The organism is Actinomadura sp. NBRC 104412 (assembly GCF_030269515.1).
GTDB lineage: Bacteria > Actinomycetota > Actinomycetes > Streptosporangiales > Streptosporangiaceae > Spirillospora.
In genome coordinates, this window is sequence record NZ_BSTM01000018.1 from 131758 (window position 1) to 152331 (window position 20574).

16 protein-coding genes are annotated in these 20574 nt (G+C 72.5%); 9 read left to right on the forward strand and 7 right to left on the reverse strand.

The features are described from left to right. Positions 1-83 precede the first annotated feature (83 nt). Entirely contained in the window at positions 84-1196 is a 1113-nt protein-coding gene (locus QSK21_RS22475; RefSeq protein WP_285698638.1) for a protein kinase domain-containing protein, read from the forward strand. Here QSK21_RS22475 and QSK21_RS22480 read toward each other — a convergent pair. Then, positions 1193-1681 (reverse strand): Lrp/AsnC family transcriptional regulator, encoded by a 489-nt coding sequence (locus QSK21_RS22480; protein ID WP_285698640.1) that lies wholly within the window; start codon positions 1679-1681, stop codon positions 1193-1195. The genes QSK21_RS22475 and QSK21_RS22480 overlap by 4 nt on opposite strands. 108 nt (positions 1682-1789) lie before the next feature. On the opposite strand from QSK21_RS22480, the gene rocD reads away from it, so the two are divergent. From rocD to QSK21_RS22495, 3 genes are all read left to right on the forward strand, one after another. After that, on the forward strand, positions 1790-3004 hold the full coding sequence (gene rocD / locus QSK21_RS22485) for an ornithine--oxo-acid transaminase (protein ID WP_502871589.1): 1215 nt from the start codon (positions 1790-1792) through the stop codon (positions 3002-3004). 100 nt (positions 3005-3104) lie between these two features. Continuing rightward, complete coding sequence (locus tag QSK21_RS22490) at positions 3105-3683, forward strand: PadR family transcriptional regulator (protein WP_285698641.1); 579 nt, start codon at positions 3105-3107, stop codon at positions 3681-3683. Then, positions 3680-5341 (forward strand): DHA2 family efflux MFS transporter permease subunit, encoded by a 1662-nt coding sequence (locus QSK21_RS22495; protein WP_285698642.1) that lies wholly within the window; start codon positions 3680-3682, stop codon positions 5339-5341. The genes QSK21_RS22490 and QSK21_RS22495 overlap by 4 nt, the downstream gene beginning before the upstream one ends. Positions 5342-5364: 23 nt before the next feature. Here the strand turns inward: QSK21_RS22495 and QSK21_RS22500 are convergent, their stop codons facing one another. From QSK21_RS22500 to QSK21_RS22510, 3 genes are all read right to left on the reverse strand, one after another. Next, entirely contained in the window at positions 5365-5895 is a 531-nt protein-coding gene (locus tag QSK21_RS22500; protein ID WP_285698666.1) for a DUF6113 family protein, read from the reverse strand. A 23-nt stretch (positions 5896-5918) separates the two neighbouring features. Next, a complete protein-coding gene (gene mshB, locus QSK21_RS22505) occupies positions 5919-6827 on the reverse strand; it encodes an N-acetyl-1-D-myo-inositol-2-amino-2-deoxy-alpha-D-glucopyranoside deacetylase (protein ID WP_285698643.1) in 909 nt (302 codons plus the stop codon). A gap of 70 nt (positions 6828-6897) precedes the next feature. After that, positions 6898-8283, reverse strand: coding sequence for a serine/threonine-protein kinase (locus QSK21_RS22510; protein WP_285698644.1), 1386 nt, complete (start codon positions 8281-8283; stop codon positions 6898-6900). A gap of 179 nt (positions 8284-8462) precedes the next feature. Between QSK21_RS22510 and QSK21_RS22515 the strand changes: the two genes are divergently transcribed. Further along, a complete protein-coding gene (locus QSK21_RS22515) occupies positions 8463-10577 on the forward strand; it encodes a S9 family peptidase (RefSeq protein WP_285698645.1) in 2115 nt (704 codons plus the stop codon). Between the two features lie 120 nt (positions 10578-10697). Here the strand turns inward: QSK21_RS22515 and QSK21_RS22520 are convergent, their stop codons facing one another. After that, a complete protein-coding gene (locus QSK21_RS22520) occupies positions 10698-12443 on the reverse strand; it encodes an ABC transporter ATP-binding protein (RefSeq protein ID WP_285698647.1) in 1746 nt (581 codons plus the stop codon). Then, the gene (locus QSK21_RS22525; RefSeq protein WP_285698648.1) at positions 12440-14182 is read right to left on the reverse strand and encodes an ABC transporter transmembrane domain-containing protein; all 1743 of its coding nucleotides are present in this window, start codon (positions 14180-14182) and stop codon (positions 12440-12442) included. The genes QSK21_RS22520 and QSK21_RS22525 overlap by 4 nt, the downstream gene beginning before the upstream one ends. A 290-nt stretch (positions 14183-14472) precedes the next feature. On the opposite strand from QSK21_RS22525, the gene QSK21_RS22530 reads away from it, so the two are divergent. The 4 genes from QSK21_RS22530 to QSK21_RS22545 all read left to right on the forward strand — a co-directional run bounded on the left by QSK21_RS22530 (position 14473) and on the right by QSK21_RS22545 (position 19255). Continuing rightward, positions 14473-15735, forward strand: a complete 1263-nt coding sequence (locus QSK21_RS22530) for a PP2C family protein-serine/threonine phosphatase (RefSeq protein ID WP_285698649.1) — start codon at positions 14473-14475, stop codon at positions 15733-15735. Positions 15736-15864: 129 nt separating this feature from the next. Continuing rightward, entirely contained in the window at positions 15865-16554 is a 690-nt protein-coding gene (locus QSK21_RS22535; protein ID WP_285698651.1) for a succinate dehydrogenase cytochrome b subunit, read from the forward strand. A gap of 2 nt (positions 16555-16556) precedes the next feature. Beyond that, positions 16557-18503: a fumarate reductase/succinate dehydrogenase flavoprotein subunit gene (locus QSK21_RS22540; RefSeq protein ID WP_285698667.1), complete on the forward strand. Its 1947-nt coding sequence runs from the start codon at positions 16557-16559 to the stop codon at positions 18501-18503. Further along, on the forward strand, positions 18503-19255 hold the full coding sequence (locus tag QSK21_RS22545; RefSeq protein ID WP_285698652.1) for a succinate dehydrogenase/fumarate reductase iron-sulfur subunit: 753 nt from the start codon (positions 18503-18505) through the stop codon (positions 19253-19255). Before QSK21_RS22540 ends, QSK21_RS22545 begins: the two co-directional genes overlap by 1 nt. Here QSK21_RS22545 and QSK21_RS22550 read toward each other — a convergent pair whose 3' ends face one another. Continuing rightward, positions 19256-20197, reverse strand: coding sequence for a LysR family transcriptional regulator (locus tag QSK21_RS22550; protein ID WP_285698668.1), 942 nt, complete (start codon positions 20195-20197; stop codon positions 19256-19258). Positions 20198-20574 lie beyond the last annotated feature (377 nt).

Here is a 20574-nt window from a genome sequence, read left to right on the forward strand (position 1 = left end):
TACTGGGAGGTAACAGGCCGGTCCGGGACGACCCGTGCGCTTTCGGCCGGAGGGCGGGCGGGAAATGGTATTTTCGGGGCGCCATGCAGCCCCCCAGCCGCCACGGCCTGCCGTTCGCACCGCTCGGGCCCGGAGATCCCCCGCTGATCGGCGGCTATCGCACGCTCGCCCGGCTCGGCTCCGGACGGCTCGGCCCGGTGTACCTGGCCACGACGCAGAGCGGGCGGCGGCTGGCCATCAAGACCACCGGTCCCGAGCTCGCCGCCGACGAGGCGTTCCGGCGGCTCCTCAAGAGCGAGATCGCCGCGGCGCAGCGCGTGCGCGGCCGGTTCCTGGCGGCGGTCGTGGACGGGCACGCGGAGGGCACGTCCCCCTGGCTGGCCACCGAGTACGTGCCCGGCCCGAGCCTGGAACGCGCCGTGGAGGAAGCCGGCCCGCTACCCGTCCCGGCGGTCCGGACCCTGCTCGGCGCGGTCGCCGAGGCGTTGCAGGCCATCCATGACGCCGACCTCGCTCATGGCCGTCTGGGGCCGTCCAACGTGCTGCTGGCCGAGGACGGGCCGCGCGTGACCGACCACGGCTCGGCTGGGGACGAGGCGGACCCGGCAAAGGACATGCTCGCCCTCGGCCTGCTGGCACTGTTCGCCGCCACCGGCCAGAGCCCGTCCGGCGAGGAGCCGCCCGACCTCGGCGGCTGCCCCGAGGAACTGCGCGAGCCGATCGCACGCTGCCTGGCGGCCGACCCGTCCGAGCGTCCGGAGCCCCGCGCGCTCGCCGCCGAACTGGAAGGGGACCGGCCAGGCCCCGGCTGGCTCCCGCCCGGCGTCGCCGCGCTGCTGCCCGCCTACCAGGGCGACCCGCCCCGCCCCCACGCCGCTCCGCTGCCCACGCCGAAGCCCTCCTTCGAGCCGCCGCTCGACCCCTCACCGGCGGGCGCCGCGCCTGCGGGAGGCGGAGCAGCGGTGACCGCCATGGACGCACCGGCGGCCGGGCCGGCGCAGGCGGCGCGCGAGCAGGCCCCCCGGCCCAACTTCGCCCTGCCGCTGGAGGCGCCGGCGACCGCTCCCGGCGTGATGGCGGGGCACGTGCCGCCCGTCATGGACAGCTACCGGCATGACCTGGCCATCGCGCTCGCCATCGGCGCGGGCGCCTTCGGCCTTCTCGTCCTGATCCTGCTGCTGGTGTTCCTGCTCTAGGCCCCGACGGCGCCGGGCGCGGCGGAGGACCCGTCCGCGGGGGTGTCGATGGGACGGCCGATCAGCCGGGACAGCACGATCGCGGTCTTGGTCGCGGTGATGTTGTCCTCCCGCCGCAACCGTTCCAGCGCCTGCTCCAGATGCTGGATGTCGCGGACCCGCACGTGCACCAGGGCGCTGGCGTCGCCGCTGACGGTGTACGCGGCGACCACCTCGGGGTGCTTGCGGATGCTGGAGTAGATCTCCTCGGGGGACGTCGCCCCGGTGCAGAAGATCTCGATGAACGCCTCGGTCGTCCAGCCCAGCGCGGCCGGGTCGACCACCGCCGCGAAGCCGGTGATCACGCCGTCGGCGCGCAGCCGGTCCACGCGCCGTTTCACCGCCGGGGCCGACAGCCCCACCCGCTCCCCGACCTGCGCGTATGACGCGCGGCCATGTTCAAGGAGCTGCGCAACGATTCGCCGGTCCAGGTCGTCAAGACGCAATGAATCGTCCCCTCCCAGTCACTATCGCCTACTCGTGACCCCGTCACTTCCGAACATACGCTGTTTTACGGAACCCGGGACCGCTCCGGCCCGGCGACCGCCCAGTTCATGATCAAGGGGAGGAGCACCGTGAGCCCGACCGACCGGCTGAGGGCCATGTCCGATCGGCACAGCGCGCACAACTACCACCCGCTCCCGATCGTGATCGCCGAGGCCGAGGGCGCCTGGGTGACCGATGTCGAGGGCAGGCGCTACCTGGACATGCTGGCCGCCTACTCCGCGGTCAACTTCGGTCACCGCAACCCGCGGCTGCTGGAGGCGGCGCGCCGTCAGCTCGACCGGGTCACGCTCGTCAGCCGGGCCTTCGACCACGACCAGTTCGGGCCGTTCACCGCCGAGCTGGCGGAGCTGTGCGGCAAGGACATGGTGCTGCCGATGAACAGCGGCGCCGAGGCGGTCGAGACGGCGCTCAAGACCGCCCGCAAGTGGGGGTACGAGGTGAAGGGGGTCCCGGCGGGGCGGGCGAACATCATCACCTTCGAGGGCAACTTCCACGGCCGCACCACCACGATCGTCAGCTTCTCCACCGACCCGGACGCCAAGGACTCCTACGGCCCGTACACGCCCGGGTTCCGCACCGTCCCATACGGCGACGTCCAGGCCCTCCGGGACGCGATGGACGACGACACGGTCGGGGTGCTGATCGAGCCGATCCAGGGCGAGGCCGGGGTGAACGTGCCGCCCAGCGGGTTCCTGACCGCGGTGCGGGAGCTGTGCACGGAACGCGGCGTGCTGATGCTGGCCGACGAGATCCAGTCGGGCCTGGGACGCACCGGCACCACCTTCGCGGTGGAGCACGAGGGCGTCGTCCCGGACGTGTACATCCTGGGCAAGGCGCTGGGCGGCGGCATCATGCCGGTGTCGGCGGTGGTCGCCGACCGTGGGGTCCTCGGGGTGTTCAAGCCGGGCCAGCACGGCTCCACGTTCGGCGGCAACCCGCTGGCCTGCGCGATCGGACGCGAGGTCGTGGCGATGCTGCGCACCGGCGAGTTCCAGGAGCGTTCTCGCACGCTGGGCGGGCACCTGCACCGGCGGCTCGGCGACCTGCCGTCCGACCTGGTCAGGCAGGTGCGGGGGCGCGGGCTGTGGGCCGGGGTCGAGCTGCACCAGAAGGCGCGGCCGGTGAGCGAACGGCTGATGGAGCTGGGCGTCCTGGCCAAGGAGACCCATGACACCACGATCCGGCTGGCCCCGCCGCTGGTGATCGACAAGGCCGACCTGGACTGGGCCCTGGACCGTCTGGAGATCGCGCTCAAGGGCTGAGCGAGGCCGATTCGAGCCCCGGGTCCGAGGCACGGGCCCGGGGTTGGCATCTGCCATCCACTCGGATTAGTCTAAGCGGACTAATCCGATTGGATGCGCAATGTCCCGACCACTGACCCCCGTCGCCCTCACCGTGCTCCGCATGCTGAGCGACGGCCCCATGCACCCGTACGAGATGCAGCAGCGGATCCGGCAGTACGCCTACGACCGGTCCGTGAAGATCACGCATGGCTCGCTGTACCACTCGGTGGAACGGCTGGCCCAGGGCTGCCTGATCGAGCCGGTGGAGACCGCCCGCTCCGGCAGGCGGCCCGAACGCACCGTGTACGCCATCACCGACCAGGGGCGCGAGGTCGCCCAGCAGCGCATGGCCGAGCTGCTGGCCGAACCCGCCGAGGAGTTCCCCCTCCTCGGAACCGCGCTGGCGTTCATCGACCTGCTGCCCGAGGACGAGGTGGCCCGCCAGTTGCGGCGCCGCGAGATGAGGCTGGAGGCGTCCCTCGCCGCCGACCAGGCGGTGTACGAGGCGCTGCGCAAGCGCGGCCTCGAACGCTACAAGCTGATCGACCACGAGCTGGTCATGGCGCGGAAGAAGGCCGAGCTCGACCTGGTACGTGACCTGGCGGCGGACCTGGAGTCCGGCCGCCTCACCTTCATCGACGACAAGGAAGACTCATGACGCGATGGCGTGGCAATCCGTGGGCGATCCTGCTCACGCTCTCCCTCGGGTTCTTCATGACCCTGCTCGACCTGACCATCGTGAACATCGCGATCCCCGGCATCATGGACGGGCTCGGCGCCTCCCTCGACCAGGCGCTGTGGGTCGTCAACGCCTACATACTGGTGCTGGCCGTGCTGCTGATCACCGGCGGCAGGCTGGGCGACCTGGCGGGCCGGCGCAACCTGTTCATCGCGGGCGTGGCGCTGTTCACCCTGGCCAGCCTGGCCTGCGGGATCGCCCAGGACCCGACCCAGCTCATCGCCGCCAGGGCGGCGCAGGGGCTGGGCGCGGCACTGCTGATGCCGCAGACCATGTCGATCATCATCGACACCTTCCCCGCCGAGCGGCGCGGGGCGGCCCTCGGGATCTGGGGCGCGGTCGCCGGGCTGTCCACGATCGCCGGGCCCACCCTGGGCGGGCTGCTGGTGACCAGCCTGGACTGGCGGTGGATCTTCATCGTCAACCTGCCGATCGGCGTGCTGGTGCTGGTCATGGCCGTGGCGGTGCTGCCGGCGCACACCCGTACCGTCCGGCACCGTTTCGACGTCACCGGTGTGCTGCTGGCCTCCGCCTCGCTGTTCTGCCTGACCTTCGCGCTCACCGAGGGCCAGAAGCACGACTGGGGCACCGGGATCAAGGTCCTGTTCGGCGCCGCCGCCGTGCTGCTGGTGGCCTTCCTGGTGCACCAGCGGTCCCGCCAGTCGGCCGAGCCGCTGGTCCCGTTCGCGCTGTTCCGCGACCGTAACTTCGCCATCCTCACCCTGGTCGGCGCCACCGTCTCGATCGGCATGGTCGGGCTGTTCCTGCCGCTCACCATCTACCTGCAGTCGGTGCTGGGGCACAGCGCGCTGGAGGCCGGGCTGATCCTGGCGCCGTCCTCGGTGGTGTCGATGGTGCTGGCGCCGATGGCCGGACGGCTCTCCGACCGGATCGGCGGCCGGTTCATCCTGATGGGCGGGCTGGTGCTGTTCGCGCTCGGCATGCTCTGGCTGGCCCTCGGCGCCGAGGTGGACTCGTCCTGGACCGCCTTCATGGGGCCGGTCGTGCTGATGGGGGTCGGGATCGGCGGGGTGTTCGCGCCGATGGCCACCGAGGCGATGCGTTACGTCCCGCCCCGGCTGGCCGGCGCGGCGTCCGGGGTGAACAACACCGCCCGCCAGGTCGGCTCGGTCCTCGGCAGCGCGGTCATCGGCGCCGTCCTGCAGAACCGGCTCGCGGTCGCGCTGCACGACGAGGCCGTGACACGGGCCTCCGCGCTGCCGCCGGACCTGCGCGCCGGGTTCGTGGACGGCTTCGCGGGCGCGGCCAAGGGCGGCCTGGAGGTCCACGCGGGCCAGGCCGAGGGCCGGCGGCTGCCCCCGGGCGTGCCCGCCGACGTCGCGCACCGCGCCCAGGAACTCGCGGGGCAGGTGTTCGCGCACGGGTTCGTCGACGCGCTCACGCCGACGATGATGGTGCCGGTCGTGGTCATCCTGCTGGGCGCCGCGGCCTGCGTGGGGGTGCGCCGCTACCGCGTCCAGCCGTCCGTCCCGACCGACGCGCACGGCGGGCACGACGGGGACGGCCCCGTCAAGCACACACCGGTCGGCGAGGACGACGAGCCGATCCGCCGATGACCGCCCGCCTCCGTCCCCCGGGACTACCTCCGGGGGACGGAGGCGCCGCGGGTGAGCCAGCCCCCCGGTTCGCGGGTGGACGGCACCAGTGCCACCGCGGCCACACCGGACACCAGGCCGCCGATGATGAACAGGTAGCCGGTCATCGTCCCGGGGACGATCAGGTCGCCCTCTCCGCGCTCGATCGACAGGATGAACGCCACGTCCGCCCAGATGAAGACCGGGAGCGCGGCGGCCAGGCGGGTGCCCATGGCCCAGCCCGCCAGCCGCGGCACCACGAAGTTCACCGCGATCAGCGCGATCGCCCCGGCCGGCACCGAACCGGCCCACCAGCCCTGCGCGAACGACCCGATCAGCCCGAGGATCCCGCCCAGCAGCCCCAGCGCCATGTAGGCCGCGCCCGTGACGAACGCGTCCCTGGCGGGGTCGGTATCACCGACGTCCCCCACGTACGGGAACGCCGCCGACGCACCGGACGGCGCGGACAGCGCCCGCCCGGCGGCGGCGCCCTCCTCGGGGTCGCCCGACGCGTGAGCGGGCACGGGCTGGTCCATGTTCACGCCCGCCAGCGTAGCGATCAGTCCGTCGGCCCGGACGCGCCGGGCGGCTCGGCGAACAGGTCGGTCTCCCGTCCGCCCGCGGGGGCCGGGCCTCGCTCACCGGCGAGCAGGATGTAGTACTCGGTGCCGAACGCCTGCTGGCCCAGGTTGTTGGACAGCGCGAAGAACGGGCCCACCTCGTCGGGCGCCACCGTGATCTGGGTGGCGTGGGCGCGCAGCGCGGCGATCTTGGCGGGGAGGTGGTTGCGGGCGTCCACCACGGTGGTGACCTTCCCGTCCGGGACGCCGGAGCCGAGCTCGTCCAGGCTCGCCACCCGCCCGAACGGCAGCCGCGCCTCCCGCATCACCGCGATGGCCCGCGCCAGGACGGTGCGCGGCGTGGCGTAGGCGTAGAACTTGGCGGCCCGCCACGGCTCGCCGCCGTCCTCGTAGGACGGGTCGGCGGCCAGCTCGAACGCCCGCCAGGTGACCCGGTGCGCCTGGATGTGGTCGGGATGGCCGTAGTTGCCGCGCTCGTCGTAGGTGACGATGACCTGCGGGCGCACCTCCCGGATGACCTTGACCAGCTCGCCGGCGGCCTCGTCCACGTCGGCCCGCCAGAAGCAGCGGGGGTCGTCGTTGGTGGGGGCGCCCATCATCCCCGAGTCCCGCCACCGGCCGGGGCCGCCCAGGTAGCGGTGGTCGGTGACGCCCAGCGCGGCGCACGCCTCGGCCAGCTCGCCGATGCGGTACTCGCCCAGCCGGTCCTCCTTGTCGGAGGCCAGGTGGCGCAGCTCGTCGGGGATGACCTCGCCCTCCTCGCCCAGCGTGCAGGTGACGAGGCAGACATGGGCGCCCTCGGCCGCGTACTTGGCCATCGTGGCCCCGGTTCCGATGGACTCGTCGTCCGGATGGGCGTGGACGAACAGGATCCGCGGCTCCTTCATAGGACACGAGCCTACTCAGGACCGGGGCGCGCAAGGAAAACCGGGCCGGACGCTCCACGCCCGGCCGGGCTCAGTTGTCCCCAGGGTCGCCGGGGCCCCCTGGCCCGGGGTTGCCGCCGTCGCCGCCGTCGGTGGGCGTGGGCTCCGGGGGCGAGCTCGGGGTCGTGGGCGGCGTGGTCGGCTCCTCGGTCGTCGGCCGCGTGGTCGGCGTGTCCGGCGGACGGGTCCTGGTGCGGGTGCGGGTGGGCTCCGTCGTGGGCTCTTCCTCGGTGGTCTCCTCCTCGGACGGCGAGTCGGAGACCGACTCCGACACGGTCGGCGAGGGATCGCCGGACGGGTCGCCGTCACCGCTGTTGGCCAGCAGCAGGCCGACCACCAGGGCCAAGGCGAGGATCGCGCCGATCCCCGCCACGATCGGCCAGCGCGACCTCTGCTCGGGCTCCCAGTCACCCCGGTAGGGGCCGCGCTGCGGCGGCGGATAAGGGCCGCGCCTCGGCCCGTACCCGGTCGGCGCCGCCGCCCCGACCGGCGGCAGCATCGCGCGGGTGCGGTCGCCGACGGGAAGGGTGGCGTTCGGCGCGCCGGCGGCCCGGTTCGCGCCCTCCGCCAGCACCGTGGTGGCCTGGGCGGGGTCGTCCATCCGGGTCTGGGCGGCCGGGCCCGCGCCGATCAGCGTCATCATCAGCTGCTGCGCGGTGGGCCGCCGCTCGGGCTCCTTGACCAGGCAGGAGGCGATCAGCCTGTGCAGGTCGGGCGGCAGGCCCTCCAGCATCGGCGGCTCGTGCATCACCCGGTTGATCACCGCGACCACGGTGTCGTCGCCGAACGGCGGCCGCCCGGTCGCGGCGAACACCATCGTGGTCCCCCACGCCCACACGTCCACGGCCTCGGTGAGGGTGGCCCCGGCGACCTGCTCGGGCGCCATGTACGAGGGGGTGCCGATCGCCTTGGTCGCGGCGGTCTGACCCGCGTCCAGCGCCCGCGCGATGCCAAAGTCGATCACGCGCGGCCCGTCCTGGGCCATGATCACGTTGTGCGGCTTGAAGTCGCGGTGCACGATGCCGGCCTGATGGATGGCCGTCAGCGCGGTCAGCGTGCCGATCCCCAGCCGCTCCAGCGCCGCCCCGGAGATCGGGCCCTGCTCGGTGACGAACCTGTGCAGCGAGGGGCCCGGCACGTACTCGCTGGCGATGTACGGCTGGTCGCCCGCGACGTCGGCCTCCAGCACCTGCGCGGTGCAGAACCTGGCGACCTGCTTGGCCGCCTGTGCCTCGCGGACGAAGCGGTTGCGGGCGTCGGCGTCCATGGCGAGGTCGGCCCGCAGCAGCTTGATCGCGGCCTGGTTGCCGGAGGCGTCCACGCCCAGGTAGACCACGCCCTGCCCGCCCTCGCCAAGCCGTTCGAGCAGTTCGTACGAACCCAGCCGCCGGGGGTCTCCCGGCTGGAGCTCCGGCATGGACAACTCTCCTTCGTGCCGCCGACCGCGCCGACTCGGTGAACCCATGGTCGCGCCGAAACCATGATGGGGAGGTTCCGAGCTTACGCGAGGCCGCCGCGATCTCCGGTCGCTTCTCGATCGGGCACCCTACAGCCCGTCGCACGGACCGGGGCGGCGTACTGGCAGACTCGTACCTCATGAGCATCGGCTATCCACGGCAGAGCGCCCGCACCCGGCGGTTCACCCTCGGCGTCCCGCGCGCCTTCCAGATCGCCGCGGACGGGTCCTACGTGGCCTTCCTGCGGACCAAGGCCGGCGACGACCCGGTCACCTGCCTGTGGACGCTCGACACCGCGACCGGCGAGGAACGCCTGATAGCGGACCCGGCAGCGCTGAACGTGCCCGGTGAGGAGAATCTGCCGCCCGAGGAACGCGCCCGGCGCGAGCGCGCGAGAGAGTCGGCGGGCGGCATCGTCGGGTACGCCGTGGACCGGGACGTGAGCAAGGCGGTGTTCACCCTCGCGGGCCAGCTCTTCCTGGCCGATCTGCGCGCGGGGACGGTGCGCGCGCTGCCCGCGCGGACGCCGGTGTTCGACCCCAGGCTCGACCCCGCCGGACGCAAGGTGTCCTACGTCTCCGGCCGCACCGTCCATGTCGTGGACGCCGACAGCGCCGACGACCCGGGCATCACGCTGGTGCAGCCGGAGAGCGACCAGGTGTCCTACGGGCTCGCCGAGTTCGTCGCCGCCGAGGAGATGGGCCGGATGCGCGGCCACTGGTGGTCGCCGGACGGCACCTCGCTGGTGGTGGCCCGGGTGGACGAGACCCCGGTGATCCGCTGGACCATCGCCGACCCCGCCAACCCCGATCGCGGCGCGAACGAGGTGGCCTACCCGGCGGCCGGCACGCCGAACGCGATCGTGTCGCTCGCCGTGGCGAAGGCGGACGGCGGCGGGCGGGTCGGGATCGCCTGGGACCGGGGCGAGTTCCCCTACGTCGTCGCCGTCGTCTGGGACCGGCACGGGCTGCTGGTCGTCGTCCAGTCACGCGACCAGCGCGCTCAGCGGGTCCTGCGGGTGGACCCGTCCAACGGCGAGACGACGCTGCTGCACACCGCGCACGACCCGGTGTGGACGGAGATCGTCCCCGGCGTCCCGGCCCGCACCGGCGACGGCGGCCTGATCTGGGTCGTGGACGACGCGGAGGCCGACACCAGGCGGATCACCATCGACGGCACCCCGGTCACGCCGCCCGGCCTGCAAGTGCGCTCGGTGCTGGGCGTGGAGGACGCCAGGATCCTGTTCACCGGCACCGAGGAGCCCACCGAGCTGCACCTGTGGTCCTACGGGGACGGGCGGGTGACCCGGCTGACCGAGGGCCGGGGCATGTTCGGCGGCGCCCGGGCCGGCGAGATCACCGTGGTGACCGGCTCGCTGTTCGACGGCGCCGGGGTGAAGGTCGAGGTCAGGACGCCCTCCGGCGTGCGGGAGATCGCGTCCCTGGCGCAGACCCCGGAGATCACGCCCAAGGTGGAGCTGCTGCGCGCCGGGAAGCGGGAGATCCGCACCGCCCTGCTGCTGCCCACGGGCTGGGAGCCCGGCCACGGACGGCTGCCGGTGCTGATGGACCCGTACGGCGGCCCGCACGCCCAGCGCGTCCTGGCGGTGCGCCGCGCGTACAGCGAGGCGCAGTGGTTCGCCGACCAGGGCTTCGCCGTGGTGATCGCGGACGGCCGCGGCACGCCCTCCCGCGGCCCCGCCTGGGAACGCGCCGTCCGGGGCGACTTCACGCAGCCGGTCCTGGAGGACCAGGTCACCGCGCTGGAGGAGGCGGCCCGCCGGCACCCGGACGCGCTCGACCTCGACAGGGTCGGGATCCGCGGCTGGTCGTTCGGCGGCTGGCTGGCGGCGCTGGCGGTGCTGGCCCGCCCGGACGTGTTCCACGCGGCGGTGTCCGGCGCGCCGGTGACCGACTGGCGGCTGTACGACACCCACTACACCGAGCGCTACCTGGGTCATCCGGAGGAGGAGCCGGAGAACTACGCCGCCAACTCCCTCATCGAGCTGGCGGGCAAGCTGAGCCGCCCGCTGATGCTGATCCACGGCCTCGCCGACGACAACGTGGTGGCCGCGCACACCCTGCGGCTCTCCTCGGCCCTGCTGGCGGCGGGACGGCCCCACACCGTGCTGCCCCTGTCAGGCGTGACGCACATGGCCTCACAGGAGGTCGTCGCCGAGAACCTGCTGATGCTCCAGGTGGACTTCCTCAAGGCGAATCTTTGTGGGGGGACGACCCCCCACACCCCCCGGTAAGCACACGGATCTTTGTGGGGGGACGACCCCCCACACCCCCCGGTAGAAGGACGCGACCTTCCACTCCGCTGGCGCTCCGCTCCAGGTCACGCTCCGCGCGCCCTACCCGTCGGGGCTGGGCTAGGCGTTCGGGGAGCTGCCGTGCCAGGAGGACCAGAGGGCGGCGTAGGAGCCGCCCTGGGCGATCAGCTCGTCGTGGGTGCCGAGCTCGGTGATGCGGCCGTCCTCCACCACGGCGACGCGGTCGGCGTCGTGGGCGGTGTGCAGGCGGTGCGCGATGGCGACGACCGTTCGCCCGTCGAGGACGGCGGCGAGCGAGCGTTCGAGCCTGCGCGCGGCGCGCGGGTCGAGAAGCGAGGTCGCCTCGTCCAGGATCAGGGTGTGCGGGTCGGCCAGCACCAGCCGGGCGAGCGCCAGTTGCTGGGCCTGGGCGGGTGAGAGCGTCTCGCCGCCGGTCCCGACCCTGGTGTCCAGGCCGGGGCCGTCCCAGCCGACCGCTCCCAGGGCCGCCTCGGCCTCCTCGGTGGACGCGCCGGGACGGGCCATCACCAGGTTCTCGCGCACGGTGCCGCGGAAGACGTGATGCTCCTGGGTGATCAGCGCGACCTGGCCGCGCAGCTCGTCCACAGTAAGCTCGGTGAGCGGCACCGAGCCCTCGCCCGAGCCGACCGTGACCGATCCGGCGCGGGGGCGGTCGATCCCGGCGAGCAGGCGGCCCAGAGTGGATTTGCCCGCGCCGCTCGGCCCCACGATCGCCAGCCGCTCCCCCGGCCGCAGGTCCAGGTCGACGCCGTGCAGCACGTCCCGTCCCGGGCGGTAGGCGTACCGGACGCCCCGCACGCTGAGAGCGTCGCCGTCCGCGCGGCGCCCGCCGCGCGGTGGCCGGCTCTCCCCGGCCTCGCCGACGCCCAGGACGCGCGCCAGGGACGCGCCGCCGAGCTGGAGCTCGTCCAGCCAGTTCAGCAGCGTCTCGACCGGCGCGATGAGCTGTTGCACGTACAGGGTCGCCGCGGTGACCTGCGCCAGCGTGGCCATGCCCTGCGCGTAGAACAGCCCTCCGGCCAGCAGCGTCGCCGCAATCGGCAGCACGAACGAGAAGTTGATCACCGGGATGAGCACCGTGCGGAGCCCCAGCGTGTACCGCTCGACGGCGTACGACCCCGCGATGTCGGCGTCGCCGCGGCGGTGGCGGCGCTCGGCCAGCCGCAGCGCCTCGACGGTACGGGCGCCCTGCACGGTCTCGGCCAGGCCGTCGGTCAGCTCCGCCCAGCGCTCGTTCTCCCGCAGGTAGCCCTTGTGGGCGCGCGGCAGGTACCACCGCATCACGCCCCACAGCAGCGGGACGGCGATCAGGCACGGCAGCGCCACCAGCGGCCCGGTCAGCACCAGCGCGCCGACGGTCAGGGCGGTCACCACGATCGCGATCAGCATCTCGGGCATCGCGTACCGGACGCTGGTCGCGAGCGTGGCCACGTCGCGGGAGGTGCGGCTGACCAGGTCGCCGGTGCCCGCGCGCTCCACGGTGGTCAGTGGCAGCGCCAGCACCCGTTTCACGAAGTCCTCGCGCAGCTCGGCCAGCACCCGCTCGCCCAGCCATGCCGACACGAGGTAGGCGTACCGGGTCAGGACGCCCTGCACCACGACGAACACCGCGATGGCGGCGCCGACCATGTCGATGTTCGCCTGGCCACGTCCCACGTCCTCGACCAGGTCGCCCAGCAGGCGGGGCGTGACCAGCCCCGCGACGGCCGCGAGCGCGTGCAGGGCCAGCGCGCCGAGCAGTGCGCGCGGGTGGCGCAGCATCAGCCGGCGCGCGTACGCCCGCACCTGCGACGGCTCGGCCACCGGCAGGATCTCGGCGCTCACACCTTCCCCATGTGCTTCCCCATTTCCTCGTACGCATCGCGGCGCTCCGGCCCACCGTTGGCCTCGCCACGGGTCACGGTGGCGGCGTAACGCGGGTCGAGGGCCAGGAGGTCCTGGTGCGTGCCCTCGGCCACGACCGTCCCGTCCTCGACGTAGGCCACATGGTCGGCGCGGTCGAGCATCAGCGGGCTGGTCGTGCACACCACGGTGGTGCGGCCCGCGCGGTGGACGCCGAGCCGGTCGGCGATCCGCGCCTCGGTGTGCGCGTCGACCGCGCTGGTGGGCTCGACCAGGATCAGCACCTCGGGGTCGGCGGCCAGCGCACGGGCGAGGCGGAGGCGCTGCTGCTGGCCGCCGGAGAACTCGCGTCCCGCCTCGACCACGGGGGCGTCCATGCCGGTCGCGGCGATGATGTCCTCGGCGTTCGCCGCCTCGATCGCCCGTTCCAGCGCGCCCTCCGCCGTCCCGGGGGTGGTGAGGCTTTCGGCGAGACGCCCGGAGAACAGGCGGTCCTCGTTGACGGCGAGCAGGATCCGCTCGCGGACGTCGGCGAGAGCGGCGAGCGGCGTCCCGCCGTACGTCACGTCCCCTTCGGCGTAGCGGGCCAGGCGGTCGGCGATCGTTTGCGCGTCGCGGGGCTCGGCCGCGGCGACCGCGGTGAAGCAGCCGGGACGCACGGTCAGCCCGGAGGCCGCGTCCACCAGAACCCCGCCCGGCTCGGGACGGGCCGTGCCCTCCAGCGGTACGTCCGGCCGCAGGTCCAGGATCGCGACCACCCGGCCGGACGCCACGTACGCCTTGGTCAGCTTGCCCGCGGCCTCGCCCACCGTCTTCAGCGGGTGGATCAGGAACCAGGCGTACCCGTAGAACGACACGAGCTGGCCCACGCTGATCGTCCCGTTCGCGGCGAACCGGGCGCCCAGCCAGGTGACCAGCGCGATCAGCAGGCCGGGCAGCAGGATCTCCGCCCCGCTCAGCTTCGACTCGGCGCGCGCCACCGCCACGCCCGCCTGCCGCACCCGCTGCGACTCGGCCCGGTACCGCTCGGCGAACAGCCGCTCGCCGCCGATGCCGCGCAGCACCCGCAGCCCGGCGACCAGGTCGGTGGCGTGCGTGGTCAGCTCGCCGACCAGCTCGCGATGCCGCTGCTCGCGTTCGCGGTACGGGCGCAGCAGCGGCGCCGCGGCCACCAGGATCAGCGGCACCCCGATCAGGACGACCAGGCCCAGCGGCGGGGACGCGGCCAGCATGATCCCGGCCACCGCCACGATGGCCACGACGGCGCCCGTGCCGCGCGACACGATGTCCATGGCGTCCCCGATATGGGAGACGTCGGAGATGCCCACGCTGACCACTTCGCCCGCGCCGAGGCGTTTGGGAAGGGTAGCGCCGAGCCGGGTCGCCTGGCGGGTCACCACCTGGACGGTCCGGTACGCGGCGGCCAGCCAGTTGAACGTCGCCATGCGATGCCGCGCCATTCCGCTGGCGGCCTGCGCGGCGCCGAGCGCGAGCACCGCGCCCGACCAGGTCAGCAGCCCTCCCGTGTCGCGGGCGGCGACGCCGTCGTCGATGGCACGGCCCATCGCCGCGGGCAGGAGCGCCTGGCTGAGCATCCACAGCACGCCGAACGTGGCGCCCGCCGCCAGGGACATCGCCTGGGTGCGCGCGATCCACAGCAGGTAGCGCGCCGGCGACCGGTGGCCGGGCGCGCCGGGATCCTCCACCGGCAGCGGCTTCACGCCCGAAGATTAGGCAGCCGGATGCCCCGAACTCGACTGATTTTCCGGTCGTGCGGTGAGCGGCCCGTTGCGAAATCCCGGCGATCATGGGTCGGGGCGGACGGCCTCCATACTGTAGAGTCGAGCAAGCACCGGAGCGATGTTCCTCCGCTCCATGAGCCGGGACCAGCGGCGGCTGCGACCTCGCCGCCACCCCGGCGCGGTCCGGTCTCAGGGCCTTCGCGGACGTTCGCGGCTCTGGGGATGCCCGCCGTTGCCTGTGCCGCCGTCATCGACACTCCGGAAGCCTTGTGAGCACCATCAGCCACTCGCACAGCCAGCCGTCGCCCAGCCGCGGCCCTCGCGCGCCCAAGGCCGCCCAGGCGACGGAGGACGCGATCGAGGTGCTGCTCATCGACGACGACCCGGCGGACGTCCTGCTGGTCGAGCGGATGCTGGCGGAGAGCGGGCTGGAGTTCCAGCTCGTGCTGGCCGACGACCTGGAGGCGGCCAGGCGCGCCCTGACCCGGCGCACCCAGTGCGTCATCATCGACCTGTCGGTGCCCGACGACCACGACCCGCTGGAGCAGCTACGGGAGACGCTGGCGATCGCCGATCGGGCCGCGGTGGTGGTGCTGACCGGGTACCACGACGCCCATCTCGGCGTGCGCGCCGTCGCGGCCGGAGCCGCCGACTACCTGGTCAAGCAGGAGGTGGACGGGCCGCTGCTGGCCCGCGCGATCCGGTACTCGATCGAGCGCAAGCGGGCCGAGGAGACCGAGCGCCGCCTGGTGGAGGCGCGGATCCTGGGACGCGAGAACGCGCGGCTCGAACGCGGGCTGCTGCCCGTCCCGCTGATCGACGACCCCGGCCTGCGGCACCACACCCGGTACCGCCCGGGTCGGCGGCGTGCGCTGCTCGGCGGCGACTTCTACGACACGGTGCAGAGCGCGAACGGCGCCGTGCACCTGATGATCGGTGACGTGTGCGGGCACGGCCCCGACGAGGCCGCGCTGGGCGTCCAGTTGCGGATGGCATGGCGGACGCTGGTGCTGGCCGGCCACACCGGGGAGCAACTGCTCGGCACCCTGGACACGGTGCTGGGGCACGAGCGGCGCAGCGAGGAGATCTTCACCACGCTGTGCATGGTGACGATCGCGCCGTCGCTGCGCACCGCGCGGCTGCACCTGGCCGGCCATCCCGCGCCGCTGCTGTTCCGCGAGGACGGCGAGGACAGCGAGGTCGTGGCGCTGCCCGAGTACGCGCACGGCCCCGCCCTGGGCCTGGTGCCGGGGGCGGAGTGGCCGACCACCGAGGTGGAGCTGGGCGAGTCGTGGAGCCTGATGCTCTACACCGACGGGCTGATCGAGGGACGGGTCGGCCCCGGCCCCGAGCGGCTGGGCACCGAGGGGCTGGTGGAGCTGGCGCGCTGGGCCCGGCGCCGCGGCCGGTCGGGACGCGGACTGATCGACGCGCTCGTCCACAAGGTGGAGGACCTGAACGGCGACGCGCTGACCGACGACCTGGCCGTGCTGCTGCTGTCCCGCGACGGCGCCGCCGCTCCCGAGGTGTGAGGTCTCTCACCTCGGGAAACACGACGGACGCCGGAAATGCCGGAATCACCGGCTCCATAGCCTGAGGCTATGGAAACCAGTACTCCGATGACTTGGATGTCTTACCGGGTCCGGTCGTACCGTGCGGGCGTGGCACTAGCGATACCAGCGATCTACCGCTCCACCGTCGGCAAGAAGGCGGTCATGGCGGTCAGCGGCGGCGTCATGGTGGCGTTCCTGGTCCTGCACATGATCGGGAACCTGAAGATCTTCTACGGCGCGGAGAGCTTCAACCACTACGCGCACTGGCTGCGGACGCTCGGTGAGCCCGCGGTGCCGTACCGCACCGTCCTGACGCTGATCGAGATCGCGCTGGTCGTCGCGGTCGTCCTGCACATGTGGTCCGCGGTGTCGCTCGCCCGCCGCGCCTCCGCGGCACGTCCCGTGAAGTACCGGTCGAAGAAGAAGTCCCACGCGCAGGGCTACGCCGCCCGCACCATGCGGTACGGCGGCGTCATCATCGCCGTCTACATCGTCTGGCACCTCCTGGACCTCACCTTCTTCGTGGTGAACCCCAAGGACGGCGGCGCCACCCCCTACGAGCGGATGGTCGCCGACTTCGACCCGTCCCGCTGGTACATCACCGTCTGGTACGTCCTCGCGGTCGTGCTGGTCGGCCTGCACCTGCACCACGGCATCTGGAGCGCGTTCCAGACGCTGGGCCTGCGCACCGCCCGCGCCGAGCGCGCGCTGCGACGCCTCTCCGCGACCGTCGCCGGGGCGGTGACGCTCGGCTTCGTCTCCGTCCCGATCTCCATCACGTTCGGATGGGTGAGCTGACCATGAGCGATGTGAACGGCTTCTACACCGTCGGCGAGCCGATCGCGGACACCAAGGCACCGCCCGGTCCCATCGAGGACCGCTGGACCACCCGCAAATTCGAGGCCAAGCTGGTCAACCCCGCCAACAGGCGCAAGAAGACGGTCATCATCATCGGCACCGGGCTGGCGGGCGGCTCGGCGGGCGCCACGCTCGGCGAGGCCGGATACCACGTCATCCAGTTCTGCTTCCAGGACAGCCCGCGCCGCGCCCACTCCATCGCCGCGCAGGGCGGCATCAACGCCGCCAAGAACTACCGCAACGACGGCGACAGCGTGCACCGCCTCTTCTACGACACGGTCAAGGGCGGCGACTTCCGCGCCCGCGAGTCCAACGTGCACCGGCTCGCCGAGATCTCCACGCAGATCATCGACCAGTGCGTGGCGCAGGGCGTCCCGTTCGCCCGCGAGTACGGCGGCCTGCTGGACAACCGGTCGTTCGGCGGCACCCAGGTGTCCCGCACGTTCTACGCCCGCGGCCAGACCGGCCAGCAACTGCTGCTGGGCGCGTACCAGGCGCTGATGCGGCAGGTGGACGCGGGCAACGTGGAGCTGTACCCGCGGCACGAGATGCTCGACCTGATCATGCAGGACGGGCGCGCCCGCGGCGTCGTCGTCCGCAACCTGGTCAACGGGGAGATCAAGCACTACACCGCCGACGCGGTGGTGCTGGCGTCCGGCGGCTACGGCAACGTGTACTTCCTGTCCACCAACGCGATGGGCTCGAACGTCACCGCGTCCTGGCGCGCGCACCGGCACGGCGCGTACTTCGCCAACCCCTGCTACACCCAGATCCACCCGACCTGCATCCCGGTCAGCGGCGACCACCAGTCCAAGCTGACGCTGATGTCGGAGTCCCTGCGCAACGACGGCCGGGTGTGGGTGCCCAAGAAGGCGGGCGACACGCGCAAGCCGTCCGACATCCCCGAGGACGAGCGCGACTACTACCTGGAGCGCATCTACCCGTCCTTCGGGAACCTGGTGCCCCGCGACATCGCCTCCCGCGCCGCCAAGAACGTCTGCGACGAGGGACGCGGCGTCGGACCCGGCGGCCTGGGCGTCTACCTGGACTTCGGCGACGCGATCAAGCGGCTGGGCCGGGTCGCCGTCGAGGCCAAGTACGGCAACCTCTTCGAGATGTACGAGCGCATCACGGGCGAGAACCCGTACGAGACGCCGATGCGCATCTACCCCGCCGTCCACTACACGATGGGCGGGCTGTGGGTGGACTACGACCTCCAGTCCAACATCCCCGGCCTGTTCGTCATCGGGGAGGCCAACTTCTCCGACCACGGCGCCAACAGGCTCGGCGCCTCCGCGCTGATGCAGGGCCTGGCCGACGGCTACTTCGTCCTGCCCACCGGCCTCGGCGACTACCTCGCGCGCAACGGCGACCTCGGCCCGGTCGGCGACACCGCGATCGACGCCGCCGAGCGGCGCGTCCGCGCCCAGATCGACCGGCTCCTGTCGATCGACGGCGACCGTTCCGTGGACTCCTTCCACCGCGAGCTCGGCCACATCATGTGGGAGTACTGCGGCATGGAACGCACCGAGGAGGGCCTGCGCAAGGCGCTGACGCTGATCCCCGCGCTGCGCGAGGAGTTCTGGACGCGCGTCAAGGTCACCGGCAGGGGCGACGAGCTCAACCAGCAACTGGAGAAGGCCGGCCGGGTCGCCGACTTCCTGGAGCTGGCCGAGCTGATGGTGATCGACGCGCTGCACCGCACCGAATCCTGCGGCGGCCACTTCCGCGCCGAGAGCCAGGACGAGGACGGCGAGGCCAAGCGCGACGACGACGCCTTCTCCTACGTCGCCGCCTGGGAGTGGGCCGGGGCCGGGGAGCGACCCGTCCTTCACAAGGAGCCCCTCGAATTCGAATACGTCAAGCCAAGCCAGAGGTCGTACAAGTAATGCACCTGACACTTCGGATCTGGCGTCAGAGCGGCCCCGACGACAAGGGCGGGATGGTCGACTACGAGCTCGACGGCATCTCCCCCGACGCGTCGTTCCTGGAGATGCTGGACGTCCTCAACGAGAGGCTCATCGCCGAGGGCGAGGAGCCGGTCGCGTTCGACCACGACTGCCGCGAAGGCATCTGCGGCATGTGCTCCCTGGTGATCAACGGCACCCCGCACGGACCCGAGCGCAACACCACGACCTGCCAGCTCTACATGCGCAAGTTCTCCGACGGCGAGACCATCGACATCGAGCCCTGGCGCGCCAAGGCGTTCCCGGTCGTCAAGGACCTGGTCGTGGACCGCTCGGCGTTCGACCGGATCATCAAGTCCGGCGGCTACATCACCGCCCCGACCGGCACCGCCCCCGAGGCGCACTCCACGCCCGTCCCCAAGCCGGACGCCGACAAGGCGTTCGAGGCGGCCGAGTGCATCGGCTGCGGCGCCTGCGTCGCGGCCTGCCCCAACGGCTCGGCCGCCCTGTTCCTCGGCGCTAAGATCACCCACCTGGGCCTGATGCCCCAGGGCCAGCCGGAACGCTGGGACCGCGTCGTCGACATGCTCGAAACCCACGACGCGGAGGGCTTCGGCGGCTGCACCAACACCGGCGAATGCACCGTGGCGTGCCCCAAGGGCATCCCCCTGGACGTCATCGGCCGCCTCAACCACGACTACCTGAAGGCGACGGCCGGAGGCGCGAAGAAGTAGTCAGGACACCGCCTCCACGCCCGCCGGGAGGCTGCCGCCGAGCGCGGCCTCACCCACGTACGCCTCCAGCGTCTCGGAGAACGCACGCGCGGCATGCGTCGGGTCCACGTCCTTACGATGCGCGAGCGCGATCGTCCGCTGTAGCCCGGCGGGCTCGTCCGGCAGGACCAGCGGCGTGCCGCGCAGCCCGGGACGGCCCGCCAGCACCATGCTCGGCACGACCGCGATCCCCAGCCCGGCCTCGACGAACCGCAGCACGGCGTCCATCTCGCCGCCCTCCACCGCGAACCGCGGCTCGAACCCGGCCGCCCGGCACGCCCCGATGGTCGCCTCACGCAGGTCGTACCCGGACCGGAACATCACCAGCGGCCGGTTCCGCAGGTCCTCGATCCGCAGAAACGAACGCCGCGGCACCTTCCCGGGCTCGACCGGCGAGGCCACCACCAGGTTCTCGCGCAGCACCGGCGTGGTCTCCAGCGGCGGATCCCCGTGCAACGGCAAGATCACCAACGCCAGATCGAGCAGCCCCCGCGTCAGATCCCGCACCAGATCCCGCGACCCGCCCTCCTCAACGATCAGCCGGATCCCCGGATAGGCATCGTGAAAACGCCGCAGCACGTCCCCCAGCAACCCCGCGCACAACGAAGGCGTCGCCCCGAGCCGCACCCGCCCACGCCTCAGCCCGGCCAGCTCCTGCACCTCCAGCCGCGCCGTCTCCACATCGGCCAGGATCCGCTTGGCCAGCGGCAGCAGCGTCTCACCCGCCGGGGTCAGCGTGATGTTCCCCCGAGCCCGGCTGAACAGCGACGCCCCCAGCTCCGCCTCCAGCGCCCTGATCTGCTTGGACAGCGACGGCTGCGCCACATGCAAGATCTCGGCCGCCTGCGTGAAGTGCCGGACCTCCGCGACCGCCACAAAGTAAGCAAGCTGCTGCAACTGCACGAGCCACAGCGTACGACCCCAGCTCATCCCCCCACCCAGCCACCACCCCACCCCCGACCAGCACCAAGCGCTGCACCCGCAACCAAAGCCAGCCCCCAAAGCGAGTCCAAGCGATGCAGCGATCGCACCCAGCCGCCACAAGCGACGAGCGCAGCTCGCGCCTGCAATAAACACCCTCGCACCCACCCCAGCCCCCAACCCCAACCCCGAACGGCGCCCAAGCGCTGCGATCGCGACCGAAGGCAGGTTCTGTTGATTCCGCCTGAAGACTGACCCTGTGGTTCCGGCCGAATCGTGACCCGCCCCTGGACCCTGGTGAGGTGTTGAAGGTGGAGGACTGGGCGGAGATCCGTCGGTTGCACCGGGCTGAGGGGCTG

What these genes read in the sequence shown, in the direction of transcription:
- rocD (WP_502871589.1), top strand. Translation starts at nt 1,790, where the DNA reads ATGATCAAGGGGAGGAGCACCGTGAGCCCGACCGACCGGCTGAGGGCC.
- QSK21_RS22475 (WP_285698638.1), top strand. Translation starts at nt 84, where the DNA reads ATGCAGCCCCCCAGCCGCCACGGCCTGCCGTTCGCACCGCTCGGGCCC.
- QSK21_RS22545 (WP_285698652.1), top strand. Translation starts at nt 18,503, where the DNA reads ATGCACCTGACACTTCGGATCTGGCGTCAGAGCGGCCCCGACGACAAG.
- QSK21_RS22540 (WP_285698667.1), top strand. Translation starts at nt 16,557, where the DNA reads ATGAGCGATGTGAACGGCTTCTACACCGTCGGCGAGCCGATCGCGGAC.
- mshB (WP_285698643.1), bottom strand. Translation starts at nt 6,827, where the DNA reads ATGAAGGAGCCGCGGATCCTGTTCGTCCACGCCCATCCGGACGACGAG.
- QSK21_RS22510 (WP_285698644.1), bottom strand. Translation starts at nt 8,283, where the DNA reads ATGCCGGAGCTCCAGCCGGGAGACCCCCGGCGGCTGGGTTCGTACGAA.
- QSK21_RS22500 (WP_285698666.1), bottom strand. Translation starts at nt 5,895, where the DNA reads ATGGACCAGCCCGTGCCCGCTCACGCGTCGGGCGACCCCGAGGAGGGC.
- QSK21_RS22495 (WP_285698642.1), top strand. Translation starts at nt 3,680, where the DNA reads ATGACGCGATGGCGTGGCAATCCGTGGGCGATCCTGCTCACGCTCTCC.
- QSK21_RS22515 (WP_285698645.1), top strand. Translation starts at nt 8,463, where the DNA reads ATGAGCATCGGCTATCCACGGCAGAGCGCCCGCACCCGGCGGTTCACC.
- QSK21_RS22490 (WP_285698641.1), top strand. Translation starts at nt 3,105, where the DNA reads ATGTCCCGACCACTGACCCCCGTCGCCCTCACCGTGCTCCGCATGCTG.